The sequence below is a fragment of the Trichocoleus sp. ST-U1 genome, assembly GCF_039961835.1.
Classification (GTDB): domain Bacteria; phylum Cyanobacteriota; class Cyanobacteriia; order Cyanobacteriales; family FACHB-T130; genus FACHB-T130.
In genome coordinates this window covers 112,425-132,926 of the sequence record NZ_JAMPJZ010000004.1, presented here as the reverse complement: position 1 = coordinate 132,926, position 20,502 = coordinate 112,425, and the positions used below count along the sequence as shown (strand labels likewise).

At 48.1% G+C, this 20,502-nt stretch carries 17 protein-coding genes and 1 pseudogene; 6 read left to right on the top strand and 12 right to left on the bottom strand.

What is annotated here, in order from left to right; genetic code table 11:
• Positions 1-245: 245 nt before the first annotated feature.
• Positions 246-989: an SIMPL domain-containing protein gene (locus NDA06_RS03315; protein WP_190984923.1), complete on the top strand. Its 744-nt coding sequence runs from the start codon at positions 246-248 to the stop codon at positions 987-989.
• 8 nt (positions 990-997) lie between these two features.
• Here NDA06_RS03315 and NDA06_RS03310 read toward each other — a convergent pair whose 3' ends face one another.
• The 3 genes from NDA06_RS03310 to metK form a co-directional block, all read right to left on the bottom strand.
• Entirely contained in the window at positions 998-1,381 is a 384-nt protein-coding gene (locus tag NDA06_RS03310) for a YkvA family protein (protein WP_190984924.1), read from the bottom strand.
• A 50-nt stretch (positions 1,382-1,431) separates the two neighbouring features.
• On the bottom strand, positions 1,432-3,030 hold the full coding sequence (locus NDA06_RS03305; RefSeq protein WP_199323991.1) for a glycosyltransferase family 39 protein: 1,599 nt from the start codon (positions 3,028-3,030) through the stop codon (positions 1,432-1,434).
• A gap of 181 nt (positions 3,031-3,211) precedes the next feature.
• Positions 3,212-4,468, bottom strand: coding sequence for a methionine adenosyltransferase (metK, locus tag NDA06_RS03300; RefSeq protein WP_190411289.1), 1,257 nt, complete (start codon positions 4,466-4,468; stop codon positions 3,212-3,214).
• Positions 4,469-4,774: 306 nt separating this feature from the next.
• Between metK and NDA06_RS03295 the strand changes: the two are divergent.
• Positions 4,775-5,212, top strand: a pseudogene (locus NDA06_RS03295) (hypothetical protein).
• A 30-nt stretch (positions 5,213-5,242) separates the two neighbouring features.
• On the opposite strand, the gene NDA06_RS03290 reads toward NDA06_RS03295, so the two are convergent.
• The 8 genes from NDA06_RS03290 to NDA06_RS03255 form a co-directional block, all read right to left on the bottom strand.
• Entirely contained in the window at positions 5,243-5,989 is a 747-nt protein-coding gene (locus NDA06_RS03290) for an HAD family hydrolase (protein ID WP_190984926.1), read from the bottom strand.
• Positions 5,990-6,098: 109 nt separating this feature from the next.
• On the bottom strand, positions 6,099-7,211 hold the full coding sequence (locus tag NDA06_RS03285; protein ID WP_190433695.1) for a 30S ribosomal protein S1: 1,113 nt from the start codon (positions 7,209-7,211) through the stop codon (positions 6,099-6,101).
• Positions 7,212-7,440: 229 nt separating this feature from the next.
• Entirely contained in the window at positions 7,441-8,301 is an 861-nt protein-coding gene (locus NDA06_RS03280; protein WP_190984927.1) for a S1 RNA-binding domain-containing protein, read from the bottom strand.
• A 65-nt stretch (positions 8,302-8,366) separates the two neighbouring features.
• Entirely contained in the window at positions 8,367-8,930 is a 564-nt protein-coding gene (gene nrdR, locus NDA06_RS03275) for a transcriptional regulator NrdR (protein WP_190411293.1), read from the bottom strand.
• Positions 8,931-9,132: 202 nt separating this feature from the next.
• The gene (locus NDA06_RS03270) at positions 9,133-9,231 is read right to left on the bottom strand and encodes a photosystem II reaction center protein T (RefSeq protein WP_190411294.1); all 99 of its coding nucleotides are present in this window, start codon (positions 9,229-9,231) and stop codon (positions 9,133-9,135) included.
• Positions 9,232-9,344: 113 nt separating this feature from the next.
• Positions 9,345-10,874: a photosystem II chlorophyll-binding protein CP47 gene (psbB, locus tag NDA06_RS03265; RefSeq protein ID WP_190411295.1), complete on the bottom strand. Its 1,530-nt coding sequence runs from the start codon at positions 10,872-10,874 to the stop codon at positions 9,345-9,347.
• A gap of 418 nt (positions 10,875-11,292) precedes the next feature.
• Positions 11,293-11,625: a hypothetical protein gene (locus NDA06_RS03260; protein WP_190425142.1), complete on the bottom strand. Its 333-nt coding sequence runs from the start codon at positions 11,623-11,625 to the stop codon at positions 11,293-11,295.
• Between the two features lie 413 nt (positions 11,626-12,038).
• Positions 12,039-12,374, bottom strand: coding sequence for a hypothetical protein (locus NDA06_RS03255; protein ID WP_190425141.1), 336 nt, complete (start codon positions 12,372-12,374; stop codon positions 12,039-12,041).
• 222 nt (positions 12,375-12,596) lie between these two features.
• Between NDA06_RS03255 and mnmG the strand changes: the two genes are divergently transcribed.
• From mnmG to NDA06_RS03240, 3 genes are all read left to right on the top strand, one after another.
• Complete coding sequence (gene mnmG / locus NDA06_RS03250; protein WP_190984967.1) at positions 12,597-14,519, top strand: tRNA uridine-5-carboxymethylaminomethyl(34) synthesis enzyme MnmG; 1,923 nt, start codon at positions 12,597-12,599, stop codon at positions 14,517-14,519.
• 347 nt (positions 14,520-14,866) lie between these two features.
• Positions 14,867-16,159 carry a hypothetical protein gene (locus NDA06_RS03245; protein WP_190984928.1) on the top strand — a complete coding sequence of 431 codons (1,293 nt, stop codon included), beginning with the start codon at positions 14,867-14,869 and terminating at the stop codon, positions 16,157-16,159.
• A gap of 115 nt (positions 16,160-16,274) precedes the next feature.
• The gene (locus tag NDA06_RS03240; protein WP_190425136.1) at positions 16,275-16,853 is read left to right on the top strand and encodes a TIGR04376 family protein; all 579 of its coding nucleotides are present in this window, start codon (positions 16,275-16,277) and stop codon (positions 16,851-16,853) included.
• 181 nt (positions 16,854-17,034) lie between these two features.
• Here the strand turns inward: NDA06_RS03240 and bchD are convergent, their stop codons facing one another.
• Complete coding sequence (gene bchD, locus NDA06_RS03235; RefSeq protein ID WP_190984929.1) at positions 17,035-19,098, bottom strand: magnesium chelatase ATPase subunit D; 2,064 nt, start codon at positions 19,096-19,098, stop codon at positions 17,035-17,037.
• Between the two features lie 539 nt (positions 19,099-19,637).
• Between bchD and NDA06_RS03230 the strand changes: the two genes are divergently transcribed.
• Positions 19,638-20,390: an NYN domain-containing protein gene (locus tag NDA06_RS03230; protein WP_190984930.1), complete on the top strand. Its 753-nt coding sequence runs from the start codon at positions 19,638-19,640 to the stop codon at positions 20,388-20,390.
• The last annotated feature ends 112 nt before the right edge of the window (positions 20,391-20,502 follow it).

Here is a 20,502-nt window from a genome sequence, read left to right as displayed (position 1 = left end):
TCCTTGCCTTGCTGCTAAAAATGACCAAATCAGCCCTATTAGATCGAGTCGAGTCTCGCTCGACCCTTAGCTCCACTTCTTTTATAACAGCACCACCGCTGAGCCAATGTGATTTGTATGGTGTTTTAAACAAGATCGAGGAAAGGGTTAAGTTTCCAAAAATGTAACCTAAAGCACTACTCGAAAGCTACAGTGCCAGATTAGGAACACGAGATTATTTGTTGTTCTAATTTGTGTTCCAAAATATGAATCGCTTTCTCCCGTGTAGTGCTAAGCCGAATTTCTGGAATCGTGTAAAAATTGTTTCTCTAGCGCTGGGTATCCTCAGCCTGAGTGCCTGCCAATCTGCCCCGACGCTAGAGAAACTACCCAGAAGCCTGACTGTCTCCGGAAAAGGAGATGTCAGCATTCCGACAACGATCGCGCAAGCGCGTTTGGGTGTGGAAGTTCAGGGGAAAACTTCTCAGGACGTTCAGCAGCAAGTCGCCCAACGCTCTTCTGCGGTAGTGAAACTGCTGAAATCCCGTCAGGTGGAAGAACTAAAAACGACTGGAATTACTCTCGCTCCTAACTATAGTTTCAAAGACGGTAAGCAAACCCTGAATGGATATATCGGCACCAACATTGTAAGTTTTCGGACTGGTCATGAAAAAGCCGGGACGCTGTTAGATGATGCCATCAAAGCCGGTGCAACACGAATTGATGGCGTTAATCTTGTTGCTGCGGATGAAGCGATCGCGCAGGCTCAACAGGAAGCGATTAAAAAAGCCTCCGAAGACGCCCAAAAGCAAGCAGCAGCGGCGTTGGGGGCACTCGCTCTCAATCAGCGAGAAATTGTCAGCATTCAAATCAATGGAGTCAATCCACCACAGCCAGTCATCGCCTCCGAGCAGGCTTTATTATCCCCTCGAAATCAGGCTGCTGACACGCCGGTTGTGGGTGGCGAACAGAAGATTATTTCATCCGTTACCTTGCAAATTCGCTATTAAAGAGCGGCTTAACGTTTCAGGATGCGTCCAATCCAAATTACACCTAAAGTCCCTAACCCAAACCAGATAGCCACGATAATAAAGGCAACAATCCAATTCGTAGGTTTATCTTGAGCGATCGCAGTTGTTGCTTTTTCCCGACAATCCGCCATCACCGCCGGAGGAATCATCTTCAGTACCAGCCAAATTCCCAGCGGCACAAGAATCAGATCGTCTAGATAACCAATGACTGGGATAAAATCTGGAATCAGATCGAGCGGACTAAAGGCATAGGCAACGATAAAACCAGCCAATATCCTCGCATACCAAGGAACTCTGGTATCTTTACAAGCCAAGTAAATTGCGTAGGTTTCTTTTTTCAGCTGATGGAGCTGTTGTTTCCATCCCTGCATCTGTGTTGACCTAAATGAACGTTAAACGCTAATGAAGCTGTAGCGATCGCTTACTGCAATACTTGAATAAGTTGCCACTCTCGGACTTTCCCGATCGCTCGGTAAGGCGAGGATAAATTGGCGAGTTGTTCTGACCTAATCCAAGCGTAGCTAGACGGTTGCAGCTCTGAAACTTGTTTAACCTGTTTCGCCAAATCGGGAGTGTAAAAGCATAGTAGCACTCCAGTTTTTCCCGTTCCTCTGATCCAATTCACTGGATGAGTTTGTAACACAGCAGCAATTTCCGGCTGCTGCATTAATGCCTTGATCTCAGGGTTGTAATCTCCGATTAAACCCGTGCTTCCCGCTACGGCTAAAGCAAACCAAGGTCCTACCAACCAAGCTGCTAACCAATAACGAGCCGTTAAAAACTTCTTGCCAAAGTAATAACGACCTATCCACACCACTGGTAACATTAGCCAACCCAACCCCAAACCAAGAGCGATCGCTCCATACTTTTGTATTTGTGCATCCCCTTTCACGCCAGGAATCGGAAAACTACCGTACAACGCCACACCTGCTAACACTAATAAGCAAGCTAACCCCCCAAAGGCATAACTGAGATTTTGCGGAAGCCATTTTCGCGGCGATTTGTTCTCATAAATTCTGGCAAGCCAATCCAAAGCAAGTCCTGCCAATAAAGCCACAAAAGGATAAAGAGCCAAAGCATAATGGGGCAAACGAGTCGAGAAAAAACTGAGTTCTACAAACAGAATCAGCGGAAGAACCCCTAATATTAGCTTCTGTCGAGGAAGTAGATTTCGCAAACAAATGCCTATACCTAATAGGCTGAAAAAAGGCCAGGGAAAAGCTTTGGCTGGAACATTCCAGAAATAGTAAGGCCAAGTATTTCCATCACTTTCATCTGAGCTAAGCCTGAAAATAAACTGGAACAATTCCTGAAAAGTATCTTTGTCATAGTGCAGCCAACCATTCAAAAGCCAGACGATTGTTGGGCTGAAGCCAACTGCAAAGCCTAAATAGAGCATGGGATTCGAGAGATGTCGGTGACGACGATGCTCCCAAATTAGGTAAGGTAACAGCGCGATCGCTGGCAAAAAAATCATATAGCTTCTGATTAAGAAGCCCAGGCCTAAACTTATACCAGCGACGAAGCTCCAAAAACCTTGATATTTTGGATGTCGTTCAGCTTTTAATAAAGACCAAATACCCAAAAGTGCCATGCAAACCATCGGCACATCTGGAACGGCTAATCGACTATATTGAAACCAAAAAAACTCAACACTTAGAATTGCCGCTGCTAACCATGCGGCTCGTTTACTTAACAAAATTGTCCCAATTTCATAGACCAATATCACGCTAATGATGCCAGCAATGATGCTCGGTATTCGCGCAGTTACCTCACTAATGCCGAACAGCGAGAATGAACTGGCAATCAACCAATAGGCACCGGGAGTTTTACCATAATTAGCGATAGAGGGCTTTAACCAGTTGCTAGACTCCACTATTAATTTAGCTCGCCAAGAGTAAAGTCCCTCATCATGCGCCATTAGGCTTTGCTGTTCGTGACTGAATAGCAATAAAGGGACTGACCAAAGTAACAAGGTCAAATAGGGTAATAATGCCTGTAGGCGAGAGCTTTTAAGCATTTGACTTCTCATTAAGCAGTCATTTTATTTAGTTGAAAATTAGCCTAGAAGATTTTAATGTTTTTTTATCTAAACTTTTTTGTTGACCCTCACAAAAAAGCCGAGAGGAAACTGCTTTTTTCAAAGCAAGCATCTCTTCGGCTTTAAGCTTCGAGGTATTCAGGTACTTGAAGTACAAGGATTAAGCAGTCGCTTCACACTCGGTCATTGCTTCCCGCAGGAGTGCTGCTTTGTCAGTTTGTTCCCAAGGCAAATCTAAATCCGTCCGTCCAAAGTGACCATAAGCAGCGACATCTTGGTAGAAACGACCGCCGCGATCGCTGGGTAGGTGACGTAATTTGAATTCTTGGAGAATCCCCGCTGGGCGCAATTCAAAGTTCTGTTTCACCAGTTCCAGTAAGCGCTCATCGTCTACTTTGCCGGTACCGAAGGTTTCTACCAAAATACTGACGGGTCGAGCAACGCCAATTGCATAGCTCAACTGGACTTCGCATTTTTCTGCCAAGCCAGCCGCCACAATGTTTTTAGCCACATAGCGACAAGCGTAAGCCGCACTGCGGTCTACTTTTGTCGGGTCTTTTCCGGAGAAGGCACCGCCACCATGACGGGAGTAGCCGCCATAGGTATCAACAATAATTTTCCGCCCAGTCAGACCAGAGTCGCCTTGAGGTCCCCCGATGACGAATTTGCCAGTGGGGTTGACTAGAAAGCGGGTTTCTTCGTCCGGCTGAATCGCCATATCCGCAAAAACGGGTTGTACAACCGCCGCCCACAAATCTTCTTTAATCTTGGCTTGGACTGCGGATTGCTCGCTAATTTCACCAATGTTGGCGGTGTGCTGGGTGGAAATCAGGATGGTGTCAATCCCAACGGGTTTCCCACCTTCATAGGCAACCGTTACTTGAGTTTTGCCGTCTGGACGCAGGTAAGGCAATTGTCCAGTTTTCCGAACTGCTGCAAGGCGGCGAGAAATTCGGTGTGACAAACTGATCGGCAAGGGCATCAGTTCCGGTGTCTCGTTGCAGGCGAAGCCAAACATGATGCCTTGATCGCCAGCGCCAATGGCGTCTAATTGGTCGTCGCTGGCTTCTTCGCGGGTTTCCTGCGCGGTGGTAACACCTTGGGCAATATCTGGGGATTGTTCATCCAAGGCAACCAAGACTGAGCAGCTGTTGGCAGAGAAGCCATTATCGGCATCGGTGTAGCCGATCTCTGCAATTTTTTTCCGGGCTAAGTTAACGAAATTTACTTGAGCTTTGGTGGTAATTTCACCTGTGATTAGCACTAAGCCGGTGTTGACGACGACTTCTGCGGCGACGCGGCTGCTGGGGTCTTGTGTCAGTAGCGCATCTAGAATGGTGTCAGAAATCTGATCGCAGATTTTATCGGGATGACCTTCAGTAACAGATTCAGACGTAAATAGGTAGCGACGAGACAAGGGCAATTCCTCCTGGGATGATGGCTCTTGCTAGGGCAGTGATTTGAGTTAAGTTAAGCTATTTTAACCTGCGATCCTAAAAACATTGAGACGCGATCGCTATTATGGTCAATTTATTTGATAAAGCTTTGATGAAGCGAATCGGCTGCCCTAGTATTTGGCGTTACAGTGGGAAGACATCGGGATTCGCTTTGTAGCGGGAATTTTTCGATGATTTTTATCAGAATAGTCGCTCTTGGTGGACACGAAAGCGAGCGCGCTCATGCCAATTACAAATAAATCGGTGACGCTGAGACGGTGCTAGTGATGACAGCAATTTTACCGACAGCCCAACCGGAGAAATCTTTTCCCCTAGTGCCGATGGTGAACCAGTAGCAGAAACCTATGACCATCTCTATGCCATTTTGACGACTTTGGAAGTCCTCAAACAATACTTGGCAGAGCGTCAGGCAACTGTTCTTGCTAACCAGTTTCTTGACTATTCCCAAGGCTTTCCTAAAAGGGAAACTACTTGGCTTTTACCGAGAAGATACTGGGGAAAAGTTGCTAATTGCCGATGAGCTAATGCAGGCGCTAAAGCGGGAAACTCAGAGGCGACAGCAGGCAGAAGAACAAGCCGAACAAGAACGCCAACGAGCTGAACAAGAACGCCAGCAGCGGGAATTCGCTCAACAACAGCTTGCCGATATGGAAAACCTGTTAGCTCGTTATCGCGATCGCTTTGGGAATTTGCCTGATAGCTAATGGCTAACGGGTGTCAGGGGTTCTCACCGATTAGCCATTAGCATCCAAAATTTGAATTTCGTCGAGTTGCGCGATCGCGACATCTGCACTCTCTAGATGTGCTGCCTCCGTTTTTCCCCAGCAGATGCCAACACAACCAGCGGCACCCGCCTGACGTGCCATTTGAATATCTCCGGCAGAATCTCCCACCATCAGAGTATTGCTGGGTGAAACTCCCAGTCTCTGGCAAGCTTGCAAAAATAAGGCTGGATCGGGTTTAGTTGGACCTTCATCCACTCCCATCTCTAGCTGGATATAGGGCGAGAGCTGATGACGCTTGACAAATGCTTCTACTCGTGAGGTAGAAGCAGCTGATAAAATTCCTAATTTTAAGCCAGCTTGAAACAGAAGTTGCAGCACTTCCAAAGAACCGACAAATAAGGGGGAAGGGGCAGCATCTTTTAGAAATTGATCTGCTTCATTAAAGGCGCGATGGGCGATCGCTCTTGATTCTAACCACCCCCGTCCGGTCTCAGCAATATAAGCAGCAGCAGCAATTTCATTCTCTCCATGACTGCCTACGGCTAATAACCCCGTCGGATCGAGAGTATCTCCATTAATGCCAAACGCCATTAATAAAGGATCTCCGGTTCCGGGAATTTGGGCGTCTATAATGCGCGATCGCTTTTGCCCCAACTTTCTCAAAAATGACTCCGAATCTTCTAGGGTGCCGTCCTTGTCAAAAATTACCGCCTGGATATTCGGGAACGTGACCTCTCGACAGCGAATTGTTACCAAAATTTCCTCCTCAACTCATTAAACCGCAATAAAAAAAGAGGGAAATTCCCTCTTTGGTCATCACTAATTTCAAATTTAAAATCTGAAATTTCTCTGTCTCCTAACAAAATTACTCTTGTTCTATAGCAGGTGACAGCTCTTTAGCTTCTGTATCAGGTGACTCTTCTTCCTCTTCTGTAGCGGGTGGCACCTCTTCAGCTTCGATAGCGGGTGGCACTTCTGCCTCTTCTGTAGCAGGTGGCACGTCTTCATCTTCGATAGGAGGTAGCGCTTCTTCGTCAGAAACGCCGATTTCTATAGAAGGTATCGTAGTGCCTTGCAGCTTGGCTCGCATCTGCTCCCGATACTTAGCCGCCATTTCTTCCGCCATGTCATAGACGCGATCGCGGTTCTTGATCATGTCGCCTGGTTCTGGCTCTAGCTGCTTGGTGGAGAGCGAAATCCGTCCCCGTTCAGCATCAAGGTCAATGATCATCACTTTCACTTCATCATTGACATTGAAGACGCTGTGAGGTGTGTCGATGTGGTCGTGGGAAATCTCGGAGATGTGCAGCAGTCCGCTGACGCCGCCAATATCGATAAATGCACCATAAGGCTTGATGCCTCGTACTGTTCCAATAACGACCTCGCCCACTTCCAGACGATTCATCTTCCGCTCGACCAGCGCCCGTCGGTGCGACAGAACTAGACGGTTGCGGTCTTCGTCTACCTCTAAGAATTTTAGGGGTAGTTCTTCACCAACCAAATCTTCCTTGGGTTTGCGAGTGCTGATGTGAGAACCGGGAATAAACCCGCGCAATCCTTCAATTCGTACCAATGCACCACCGCGATTGGTAGCGAAGACAAGCGATCGCACTGTAGCGTCTTCTGTCTGCAACTGCCTGACTCGCTCCCATGCTCGCATGTACTCAATGCGGCGGATGGAAAGGGTTAGCTGTCCATCTTCATTCTCGTCGGTCAGAATGAAAAATTCTCGCGTCTCGTTGGACTGCAACACTTCTTCCGGAGCATCAACCCGATTGATTGACATCTCCTGAATCGGAATATAAGCCGCTGTTTTAGCGCCAATGTCAATCAGAGCGCCCCTAGGCTCCAAACTGAACACGGTACCGGCGACAATATCACCGGGATTAAAGTGATAGTCGTACTTATCGAGTAGGGCCGCAAAATCTTCGTGAGAAAATCCAATATCTGCTGTAGCGGTTGTTTTCTGATTGACCATGCGTATCGTTTCCTGGTGTTATCTCCGTATTTAACTGTGCCTCCTGTCGATGTACGCCCACGTTTACCGCGTGCAGTTTACACCTACATAGCTCTCTCGCCAAACCTATTGTATGAGATTTTCTAGGAGCGAGAAGTTGTCCAGACAGGATATTATAACTTAATTTGCTCATCCTCCGTTTGGCTAAAATTGCTCCTCAGCAGTAGGTAAGCGGTATTTCAGCTAAAGACTACATCTGAGGTGATCGCTGCAATTTCTGCATCTGGTTGCGGTAGTTTGCCGCCATTTCCTCAGCTTTTTCATAGACTTTCTGAGGATTTTTCAGCATATCACCTGGTTCGGGTTCGAGTGCTTTTGTAGAGAGTGAGCCGCGATTCCTCTCCACATCCATCCAAATAATCATCGCCTTTATTTCATCATTAACCTTGAAAATACTTTCAAGCGTGTCAAAGTGAGCGTGCGAAATCTCACGAATGTGCAGAAGAGCGTTAATGACTCCAATATTGACAAATGCACCATAAGGCTTGAGTGCAAGTAATCGACCAACAACGACTTGGTCAACTTCTAGATGCTTCATCCCGTCTGGGTACAGCGCCACTCCGTGCGAGAGAAACAAGCGATCGCGGTCTTCATCTACCTCAACGATCTTGATAGGGATTTCTTCTCCCATTAACTCTTCTTTCGGCTTACGGGTATCGAGACGAGAATGCAAAACACAGCCGCGCAACCCCTCAACTTTAACTGAGACGCCAAAGCGATGAGCTTCAAAAATTATGGCGTAAACTGTGACGTTTTCGGCTTGCATTTGACGCACTCGTTCCCAAGCCAGCTTTTTCTCTAGCTGTCGGATGGAAAGACCAAGTATCAAATTCCCCGCTTCATCGTATTGATTTACAATCAAAAATTCGTGGGATTCGTTCAGTTGCAAGGCTTCTTCTGGAGAGTCAATCTCATTGATTGACATTTCCAGAATTGGGAGAAAAATAGCTGTTGGTACGCCAATGTCAATTAAAGCGCCCTCCGGCTCCAGAGCGATCGCTTTACCAATTACAACGTCGCCAGGACGAAAGCTAGATAAATTCGAGTTCAAAAATGTTCGGCTGTAACCACCGCATCTCTAACGCATACTATAGCAGCTTTGTCAACCGCTAGTTACTAATAACCAATAAACAAAGAAGCCTGGATTGCTGTGTCACCAGGCTCTGATAAGGAAGGCTTATTATTTTCGAGAGGATCTGTTAGTTCAGTGTCTTCCTCTGTTCCACTGCCATGACTTCGCAGATGATTCAAGGTATCCACAAAATCTCGAATTCCTTGAAACTGCCGATAGACCGAGGCAAAACGGATATATGCAACTTCGCTGATAGATTGCAGACGCTGGAGGACTAATTCCCCAATTTCTTGACTGGTGACTTCTCTGATGATGCGCTGCTGTAATTCTGCTTCAATTTCATCAACCAATACTTCCAGAGTTCCTTGGGGGATGCCGGTTTTTTCACAGGCTCGAACAATCCCACGAATTAACTTGGAACGATCAAAGGAGTCTCGCTGACCTCCCCGTTTGATCACCGTAATTGGAACAAATTCAATGCGTTCGTAGGTAGTGAAGCGATGATTGCACTTCAAACACTCGCGGCGTCGCCGGATACTTTGTCCGGCTTCCGTGGAACGGGACTCAAGGACACGGCTATCGGTGTACTGGCATAAAGGACATTGCATTTTAAAAAGTCCTCGCTTGTTGGATAGACGAGCGTGAGGAAGGATTAGAATTATCTGCCACTTTACTAAAGAAATACCTAAAATTGGAAAAGCTGAGCCGGTTATTATCTTAACCCTTGTGGAAATACAAGGGTTAAGACAGTTGCGGCTCAGTAGCTTTTCCTAAATATTAAGTTGTAGTGCTGCGAGCTTTAGGTGCGAACTACTTCTTCTCAATCCGAGGAGGTTCGCGGAAAGCGATCGCAAAGAAGAGAGTACCCAATGCGAGGGTCAAAATCAAAATGTAAGCAGCGGCTTCCATATCAGAATTTCCTGATTGTTTGCTTTACTACCAGTCTACCTTGTCAAGAAAAACTAAAAAGGCAAAAGGTCAAAGAAAAATACTCAACTTTTGCCTTTCGCCTGATTACATTTCTAGACAGCTTCCTTCTTGCGGGTACTCTTGTCACCCACTTTCTGGAACAGACCCCACTCAACCTGCTCTTCCAGGTCAGCCTCAACCCCAGCAAACACATCCCGGAACAGAGTCCGAGAGCCATGCCAGAGGTGCCCGAAGAAGAACAGCAGAGCAAATACAGCGTGTCCGAACGTGAACCAGCCACGGGGACTGGTGCGGAACACCCCGTCAGAATTCAGCGTTTCGCGGTCGAATGCAAAAGGCTCACCCAGCTGAGCTTTCCGAGCAAATTGCTTCACTTTAGCGGGATCATCAAAAGTTTTCCCATCCAAAGCACCGCCGTATAAGCTTACGGTGACACCCGCTTGCTCAAAGCTATTTTTTGATTCTGCCCGACGGAACGGAATATCGGCGCGAATCACACCGTCTTTATCGGTCAAGATCACGGGGAAGGTTTCAAAGAAGTTGGGAAGACGACGTACCGACAATTCCCGACCTTCAGCATCTTTGAATATTGGATGCCCTAACCAAGCCTGAGCAATCCCATCTCCTTTATTCATTGGACCTGCGCGGAACAAACCACCCTTCGCAGGGCTGTTTCCGACATAGTCATAAAATGCCAGTTTTTCTGGAATTTGCGACCAAGCTTCGGAAGCGCTCGCCCCTTCAGCAATATTGGCTTGAATGCGCCGGTCAATTTCTTGCTTGAAGTAACCGCCATCCCACTGATAGCGGGTGGGACCAAACAGCTCAATCGGAGTTGTAGCACTGCCGTACCACATCGTACCTGCCACAACGAAGGCGGCAAAGAATACAGCGGCAATACTGCTGGAAAGCACAGTTTCGATGTTCCCCATCCGCAAAGCTTTGTAGAGCCGCTCTGGGGGTCGAACTGCTAGGTGAAACAAACCAGCGATAATTCCTACGACACCTGCTGCAATGTGGTGAGCGACGACACCGCCAGGATTGAACGGATTAAAGCCATCGGGTCCCCACTCTGGCGCGACAGGTTGGACGCTGCCAGTGATACCGTAGGGGTCGGAAACCCACATACCAGGGCCAAATAGCCCCGACAGGTGGAATGCACCGAATCCAAAGCACAAAAGACCCGACAAAAGCAGGTGAATGCCAAACATCTTTGGCAAGTCGAGCGCTGGTTGGCCGGTGCGGGGGTCTCTAAACAGTTCCAAATCCCAGTAAACCCAGTGCCAGACGGCAGCCAGGAACAGCAGACCGGAAAGGACGATATGAGCGGCAGCAACGCCTTCAAATGACCATACGCCAGGGTAGTTTCCTGAGCTGCCAGTAATGCTCCAACCACCCCAGGATTCGGTTACACCCAAGCGAGCCATGAATGGCAGTACAAACATCCCCTGACGCCACATGGGGTTCAGGACTGGGTCGCTGGGGTCAAAAATTGCGAGTTCGTACAGGGCCATCGAACCGGCCCAACCTGCCACGAGGGCAGTATGCATCAGGTGTACAGATATCAATCGACCTGGATCGTTCAGGACGACTGTGTGTACTCGGTACCAGGGTAGTCCCATTGACTACGCTCCTCCTCAGATGAATTAAGTGTCTACTTCGACGCTTCTTTTTTTATGTGCGATTTGCCGTTGTTTACCATAATCTAAGCCAGAGAAGCTCTCTTGCAAGACTGCGGGACTGTTTCACAAGGCAAAAGTGAAAATGAAAGATTATGTTACCTACTCTTAGCTTTAAAAGCCATGCCGATTGCAGGCTTTTTGCATGAGAGTTTCGCGTACTTGATGTTTTACCTCGGCAGATGTTACAGACACGATTTATCGTGTCGATAAGGTTTTTGGCCTCGTCACACCAGGTTCACGCCATTCCTAGGTCGGAAGACCGAGGGGAGTTACCATTTAAAGAAGTGTAACTATTGTTAGAATCCATTGCAAGCGGGTTGACAGTTGGGATTAAGGTAGCGATCGCATTCTTAACCTTTCATCCCGACTCCTGGGTGCTGCTGAGTTGGGGTAACGCTGCTGACTCGTTCATTCTCTGGATGACCTCTTCAGCATCAATCAAGCGTTTTAGCACTACTTGACCAATATTCTGATTGGCTGACTCAGTTGGGACATGAGCTGTGGGTTTGACTTCGACCATAAGAATGGCGTCTTCTACTCGATACAGCCACAGTTTTTCGCCCTGCTCGAAGATGCAAAGGTTCATTTGCTGAATTTCGGGTTTGCGTCGCCAAGAGTTTTCGTTCCACAAGCCGCCGAATTCCCATACTCGACCGACAGTCCATCCATCAGAAAGGAAAAAATACTTCACGAACTTTCAACTTTCTTTATACAGGCCCTAGATTTGGAAGTTGTTCACCATTAACTACCACTTCTATCACCCAGATGTCCTGGTTATGACGAAATCCACTCAGCAAAAGAATATAAATTAAACTTATAAGTATATTTGGTTACCCTTTCCAAGAAGCATGACTGGCGATCGCCCTTATGTGAGCTTGAGGGAATGCAAAAGGATTCAAGGCGAAGCGAACAAAGCGTCCCTTGGCTAACGTATCTTGGTTGATGAAGGCGATCGCACTTTATATGATTTAAAATAAAATACTCTACAAAAAAGATACTTTAGCTAGATAATAATGAATTAAAAAGACACGGTTTTCCGTGTCTTTTTAAAACGTTTTATGCAACTTTTTCCCTATAAAGTAAAAACAGACAAAGCAAGAATACTTAATCTGCCAGAACTTCCCAGGTCAAAGTGTAGTCAGCATCATCCTCAGTAAACTTACCCCGTTGCTCTCCACGACCTAATTGACTACTGGAAGCATTTAACGTGCCCAGATAATCATCCTTATCGAAAATCCCCGTATCTTGGTCATAAAGCCGAATTTCAGCAGAAGATGTAAAAGAAATCGGCGGGATATAAGTGAGGTTGCGTGCTTCGCGATCGTTGATACTTTGTACGCCTCCAACTTGTTGTCCATTCACAACCAAGTAAGCTTCATCAGCCCCGGCGTTGTCTTCAGTCCGTTCGCAGTACAGAGAAATCAATCTGAGTTTTGGCATAGTAACCAACCTTGTATTCAATCGACAAATCTTGAATACGAAACCTCATCCGACAAATCCGAGTGATATGCTTTAACTTGAAAAGAATCACCCGATAGAATTAAGTCTATATACTGTCTAAATCGGGTTTATTTTGCCACTCAATGGCTGAAACTCCAAGCAGACTGGTGTAATCGCTAATATGAAGGATGAGTCCTTGCTACTCAGACACTTACCATGACCATGACCACGCGATCGCCCGTAGAATTTCAAGACGCTTTTGATGTTGTTGTAGTCGGAGCCGGACACGCCGGTTGCGAAGCTGCCCTCGCTACAGCACGATTGGGCTGTCGTACCCTGCTGCTAACCCTTAACCTGGACAAAATTGCTTGGCAACCGTGTAACCCAGCAGTCGGTGGCCCTGCCAAGTCCCAGGTGACGCATGAAATCGATGCTTTGGGTGGGGAAATTGGGAAAATGGCGGATCGCACCTACCTACAAAAGCGGATTCTGAACTCGTCACGGGGACCTGCTGTGTGGGCATTGCGGGCGCAGACGGATAAACGGGAATATGCGGCGGTGATGAAGGGGATTGTTGAGAACCAGGAAAACTTGACAATCCGCGAGAGCATGGTCACAGATTTGGTAATGGGCGCTAACGATGAAGTGATTGGCGTCGAAACTTACTTTGGCGTGGCATTTGGGTGTAAAGCAGTCATCCTGACGACCGGGACTTTTTTGGGGGGTTGCATCTGGGTCGGGAATAAGTCGATGTCAGCGGGTCGTGCGGGGGAATTTGCCGCTGTTGGGTTGACGGAAACCCTGAATCGACTCGGATTTGAAACGGGACGGCTGAAGACGGGAACTCCGGCACGGGTCGATAAGCGATCGCTAGACTATACTAATTTGGAACCCCAGCCGGGTGATACGGAGGTGCGGTGGTTCAGCTTTGACCCCTCAGTTTGGGTGGAACGGGAGCAGATGCCTTGTTATCTCACCCGGACGACGCCGGAGACTCATCGGATTATTCGAGAAAATCTGCATCTGTCGCCAGTTTATGGCGGTTGGGTAGATGCAAAGGGACCGCGTTATTGTCCCAGCATTGAAGATAAAATTGTGCGCTTTGCCGATAAGGAAAGCCACCAGATTTTTATTGAACCGGAAGGACGGGATATTCCAGAACTTTATATTCAAGGCTTTTCGACGGGATTGCCAGAGAATTTGCAGTTGCAAATGTTGCGAAGTCTCCCCGGTCTAGAAAACTGTACGATGCTGCGTCCAGCTTACGCGGTGGAGTATGATTATTTACCCGCAACCCAGTGCTATCCGACACTGATGACCAAAAAGGTAGAGGGACTATTTTGTGCTGGGCAAATTAACGGCACGACCGGGTATGAAGAAGCCTCTGCTCAAGGCATTGTAGCGGGAATTAATGCAGCTCGGTTCGTCCGCAATCAAGAAATGATTGTATTCCCGCGCGAACACAGTTACATCGGGACGCTGATGGACGATCTGTGTACCAAAGATTTGCGGGAACCTTACCGGATGCTGACTAGCCGCTCTGAGTATCGGTTATTACTGCGGTCAGATAATGCAGATCAGCGCTTGACGCCTCTGGGTCGGGAAGTCGGCTTAATTGATGACCGTCGCTGGGAGTTGTTCCAACACAAGCAAGCGAATATTGCTGCTGAGAAGGAACGGTTGTACTCAACGCGGATTAAGGAGCATGATGAGATCGGGAAGGCGATCGCGTCTGACACCCAACAAGCCATCAAAGGCTCGATTACTCTGGCTGATTTGCTACGACGCCCTGGTTTCCATTACGTTGACTTAGATCGTTACGGACTGAGCAACCCAAGTCTAGACTCCGTGGAGAAAGAAGGCGCAGAAATCGATCTCAAATACTCTGGGTATCTCCAGCGTCAGCAGCACCAAATTGACCAAGTGAGCCGTCATGCAAACCGCCAGCTACCGCCGGATCTAAATTATGCAGCGATCGAGACTCTCTCGAAGGAGTCTCGTGAAAAGTTAGCGCAAGTGCAACCGCTCACGATTGGTCAAGCAGCTCGAATTGGCGGCGTCAATCCGGCTGATATCAACGCTTTACTGGTATATCTAGAATTACGCTCTCGGCAAACCGCCTTGGTTAGCAGCCAGTCATCGTAGAGGCTTTTTTGGTACCGCCTCCTTGCCTGAGTGAGTGGTAAAAACATCAACAACTGACCGAGAGACGAGATTCGTCGCCTCTCTACCCGTTGACAATTGACAAGTGACAAAAAGCATGGTTTGCTAACTGGGTCAAGCCCAATTTAACGACAAAATTGGCTTGGTCGCCACGGGAAAATATAAGCTAGAAGTAAGGCGTTCTTTGAACCAATCAGTCAGGGAGCATTGACAACTGATTGCCTTAGGGAATAATGTCCCACAATTAGGAATTTCTTTACCGATATAAGCCCCATCAAATGTCTTAAGGCTTATCGTTGATTCAGTGTAGCCACGAGAGTGAGCAATCGATGACTCAGGATGTTAGCAATAACCAGAGGGACTCAGCACCCTTGGCAAATTCCACTTCTATCCAACCTTGGTCGGTTGACAAATATGCCGATCAATTGATGGACGACTTGTTTGCAGACATCGACCGGGTTTTGGAGGGCGGCAGCATCTCAACTCCAGAGCAGCCGCAGTCAGAGTATATCTCCTTACAACCTGTCCAAGTTTCGCAAGTCACATTGCCCCCTACCTGGGTTCCACCAGAGGAGCTGCTCCCGGAGCAACCAGACAATACACCCCGCAGTATTGTGCAAACGCCTCTGGCGCTGGATATCAGCGTGGAGGAGATTCAACCCGAAGACAACAAGGATCGGGGGGAAGGCAAATTATTCGAGAAACTCCTGCTGGGACTGGCTTTGACATCGGCGGCAGCTACATTGCTGCTGTGGCTGGTGAGCCAGGGCAGGCTCAATTGGCTCTTTTCGCCCCCCGCAACGGTTACACCCGTCAGCCAAGAGGTTCAGTCTAAAGCAGATGAGCAGTTTGTGAACTATATGCAGCGATCGCTTGAAGTCATCGATCGCAAAGCTGACGCGAACAAACGCACGGGAAGTGCCGCCGCGCCCCAAGGGACTAATCTGCCGCCCGTGACAACTGTCCCCGGAAATGCGGCTGGGGCAGCAAGAGGATCGGGTGTTATGGAAAGAGTCTACATTCCCATCTATCCATCACCCCAAAGTCAGTCTGTAGTTCCACAATCTGCCCTAGGACTGCAAGGCGTTTCCCCCTTAGTCCGTCCTCCCTTGCTTCCATCACTACCAAGGCGTCCGGTACCGCCGGTGCGTCCCGCGCCCTCAGTGAGTTCGATGCTGCCAGTGCGTCCCGCACCCTCAGTGAATTTGATGCCGCCAGTGCGTCCCAAACCCCCAGTCAGTCGTCCGGCACCGTCGGTTCGTCCCTCAGCACCCCCATTGGGTTCCAAACCTCTGACACTGCCTCCGATGGCTGCCACAATGCCTCGGCTTCCCATCCCTGCCTTACCACCCCTGGCACCCCCAGCACCCCCCGCGCCCCCAGCCGCAGTACCCGCACCCAACCCAGATCCGGCTCCTACGGCGACGCATACGCTTGTGGGAGTATTAGAATTGGGCGATCGCTCTGCTGCTCTATTTGACTTCGGCGGTGTTGCCAACCGCATCCGCGTGGGCGAAAACATTGGCTCTAGTGGATGGACTTTGGTTTCTATCTCGAATCAGGAAGCGGTTATCCGACGCAACGGAGAAGTCCGTTCTGTTTATGTTGGGCAGAAGTTTTAAATGAGTCATTAGAGATCACTCATAAGTCTATTACTAATGACTAATGACTAATGGCTGATGAGCGATCGCGCCTAATTGCTAACATAATGACAAACCTGTAGTGGGAGTTCTTGCAGTGGGTCTATTTGACGATTTCAGCCGGTTTTTAGAAACCCGATTAGAAGAATTCTTGCGGAATAATCCTCATTTGGAATTACAGGCGCTAGAGGAGCAGCTACGGGAACAAGAAGATGATGCCCTTAAGCTGATTGCAGACCTGCAACTGCAAGAGAAAAAATTACAAGATGAAATCCTCTCAACCGCTCAAGAAATTCAGCGCTGGCATGTCCGGATTGAAAAGGCAAAAGCTGCCAACAGGTTCGATTTAGTCCAGCCTGCCCAAGAGCGAGAAGCAGCCCTGCTACGTCAAGGTAATCAACTTTGGGGACAGATGCAAGGGATTAAACAGCGAAGCGAGCAAGCAAAACAGCTACAGCGTCAAATTCAAGTTCGCCGCCAGGAAGTTCATACTAAAGCTGTTCAGGCGCAAGCAGCGCGTACAAGTTCTCAAGCTCAGCAGCGTGCGGAGACGGTTGGCTGGAATCAGAATTACCACCGCCCGATCAACAGTGGTCCCGATCCATTAGAGGCTAAATTTAAGCACTGGGAAGCGGACGACGAGCTTGAGCAGTTGAAGCGAAATATTGGGCGGTGAAGAGTTTTTGAGATGGGTAATGGGTAGAAGTGATATTAAGTCTGGTTGATTACCCGTAATAAAAGAACCCCACCTCGCTATCGCCTGCGGCTCCGGCTCCCTGCCCCTAATCCCCAGAGGGGACACCGAGTTCCCCTCTTGCGGGGTGGGGTTGGGGGTGGGGTTCCTAGAGATTTTTGCACTAGCGAGATTTCATATCTGCGATCGCGCCTCTGGTCACTCCAGCGATCGCTTGCTCCGTTGCCTTGGGTAAGTGATAATATTTTCCCCCTGATTGCTTTGCTAATTCCTTCGCAAAGCCAGTGGAAATAAACTTATTTTCCGTATCAATCACTAACAACTGAATCCCCAAAGCGCGAATTCTGGAAGCAATATCTAACAATTCAGCTTTAATATCGGGCTTTTCCCCTTCCTGTATCGGTTCGCCCAAAGAACGAGCTAAAGGAATATTGCCCCGTCCATCGGTAATCGCCACAATCACCACCTGACCAATATCTCCAGACATCTGAGCATTCATCCCGACGCGCACTGCCTGAGTCAAACCATGAGCCAGAGGGGAGCCGCCGCCACAAGGCAATAGCTCCAGACGCCGCCGCGCTAAGGCAATCGAACGAGTTGGAGGGAGTAGCACATCGGCTTGTTCTCCCCGGAAGGGAATTAACGCCACTTGGTCGCGGTTCTGATAGGCTTCCGTTAGCAGGCGCATCACCGCACCCTTGGCTGACTGCATCCGGTTCAGCGCCATCGAGCCAGAAGCATCGACGACGAAAACGACGAGCGCCCCGGCTTTGCGGACTAAGCGCTTAGAGCGAACATCCGCCTGCTCGACGAATACCCGCCGATCTCCTCTTTGTCCTCCCTGACCACCGCGGGATTGAGCGATCGCAGCGTCGTTTCGCTCCCGCCGAGCCTTTTGGTAGGGTGCAGCGGCTCTGAGCGTTGCATCAACGGCAATTCGCCGCACCTTGCCTTTCGGCAACATTGGCTTGACGTAGCGCCCTCGATCTTCTGAAATGATGAGACTGCGACTGCCCGACTTGCCGTGACGTTGCGCCATTTGAGCAAAGTAAAGCACGGTAGGGTCGAGGATGACACCCTCTGGATCGAAGACAAATTCTTCCGGAATACTCGACTGATCCTCCTGGGGTTCTTCCGGTTCCTCTTCATCCTTCTCATCCGGCTCATCTTGCTCTTGCTGAGATTCGTCTTGGGGCGGTGGCGGTGGGGGAGGCGGTGGAGGCGTTTCGTCTGGTGGCGTCTGCACGACTGTAGCGCGGGGCACAATCACCAATTCCACTGCACGGCGCAAGTCTTCCGCCGTCACATTAGTGCGTCCCTCTAAAGCAGCCGCAGCCTTGGCAACTCGCACTGCAAAGAGTTCGGCTCGATGTCCCTGCACTCCGCCTCGAATTGCTTCATCAACTAGATAAGCAATTTGCTCGCGGGTGATGCGAACATCCTTCAGCCATTCCCGCGCTAAGACGATCTGAGTTTTCAGGTTGTCGATGTCTTCGGTGTATTGTTCTAGAAATTTTTCTGGGGATTTAGCGTAGGCGAGAGCTTGTTCTACTGCTTGCACTCGTTCATCTAAGCCGAGTACACCATCAGCGGAAAGCGCGATCGCAATTCTATCGAGCAAATGTTCTCGCAGTGGCCCTTCTTCCGGGTTGTAAGTGGCAATAAATAAAGGCTTACAAGGATGCTGAAAGCTAATCCCTTCCCGCTCAATCTGGTTGCGTCCTTCAGATAAAACGGTCAACAGTTGGTTAGCAATTTGCTCATCAAGTAGATTAATTTCGTCTACATAGAGGACGCCCCGGTGTGCTGTCGCCAGTAACCCAGGCTGAAATATCGTGTCCCCCTGTTTAACAGATTGCTCGACATCCACAGAACCCAGCAGCCGATCCTCGGTGATTCCCAAAGGAATTTGTACAAATGGAGCCGGAATCACCTGCGCGTCAATCGGAGCATCCGGCTGGGCATTCGCTTCTGCCAATAATTTGTCATCCCACTCGCTGGGAGAATCAGGATCGCAATTGCTAATCGATCCTTTGACGACTTCTATGGGGGGCAGAAGGGAGTGCAAGGCGCGTGCCATGACCGATTTAGCAGTCCCGCGACGACCCGCGATCGCTACCCCTCCCAGTCCAGGATCAATTGCTGCTAATAGCAGCGCCATTTTTATTGCTTCTTGCCCCACAACAGCAGCGAGGGGAAAGGCGGGGTTAGCTACAGATGCAGGCATATTTTTAAAGCGATGCAAGTCCAACTTTTCAGCATAGCGCAATGTCTTACTGGCTGACTAAGAGATCGCCTTCAATTAGAACGAAGTCCTGCTCTGACCAATAAATCTGAAATGCCCTTGACACCGAAGCCTGACAATGCTAGTGTGCAAAAAGACAGCTAAAATATCCGCATTCAAAGGCGCGAAGTTTTGATTGCTGTCTCAGGTACAGGATTTTGTAGTCTTCTACTGAGCGTCTAGTCAACGAGTTGACTGAGCATTCAGTTCGATCTTTGTCAACGAGCCGACAAAGCATTTGGAAAGATGACAAAAATCTAGCAGAATGTCCGGTCAACTGGTTGATTGGACGCTTGGTAGGAGACTACAAAATCCTGCGCCTGAGACTGCCAACTCTAATCTTAGCAACAAAGAATTGCGTTCGGACTATGAGTTTGGTCATAGGGAATAATTATTTTTTATTCCTGAACCAAGCTTTGCTGACGCTAGATGCGTGATTTATCGATGCTGTCCAATCCAAAAAAAAAATTGGGCACATTAGCATGAAAAATATTGAGCTAGCATCCTGTAAACAGACAAAACAGCAGCAACAGTCGGTTTCAATTTATTGGGATTACCAAAATGTTCCAAAAGTAAAACTTGCGAACTATTTGTTGCGATTTGCTAGTTTACAAGGAGATGCTGTAGTCAACCGAAAGGCTTATAGTAATTGGTGTGGAGCAAACAAAACTAAAACAAGGCTAGAAAACCAGAAATTTGACTGTATTAATGTTCCTCGGAGATTCAAAAACGCTGTAGATATTAAATTGTGCATAGACTGTAGTAACGATAGCTCAGATATAATAATCCTTGTAACTGGGGATTGTTACGGTCAGATTTTACTCGATGAGTTACAAGGAAAGGGGAAAAAAGTCATATTCTTTGCTCAACAAGGTAGTGTAAGTAAAGAGCTTATTAAGATTGCTGATAAATTCTACTTTGTAGAGGAGTTGCTTAGTCTAGTTAGCAACAATACTTCGATTCAGACAGATGGCGTTCTGTCTTATATCAACTACGATGATGCTGTTGACTGTCTTATTGAAGCTATCAAAACTGCGGTCAATAAAGGTAAGCATACAACATATCGCATCATTGCCAGCCTGATGAGTCACAGTCAAGATTTCCCTAACTATCAAGGAGTTTCCTCTATTCGTAAACAGGACGGTACGAAATTTAGACGCTTCAAAAAATTTGTTGCTGCTGTTGAAAAAGAGGGGAAAATCAAATTGCAAAATGAAGAAATGTTGTTAGTATAGTTAAGCAGATTGCTAAAAGCTAGATAATCAAGCGATCGCTACTTATCAAAAACTCGGTTTGATATAGAAACTGGGTTTATCCAAAAACCGCTCAATAGCGGTTTTTTCGTGT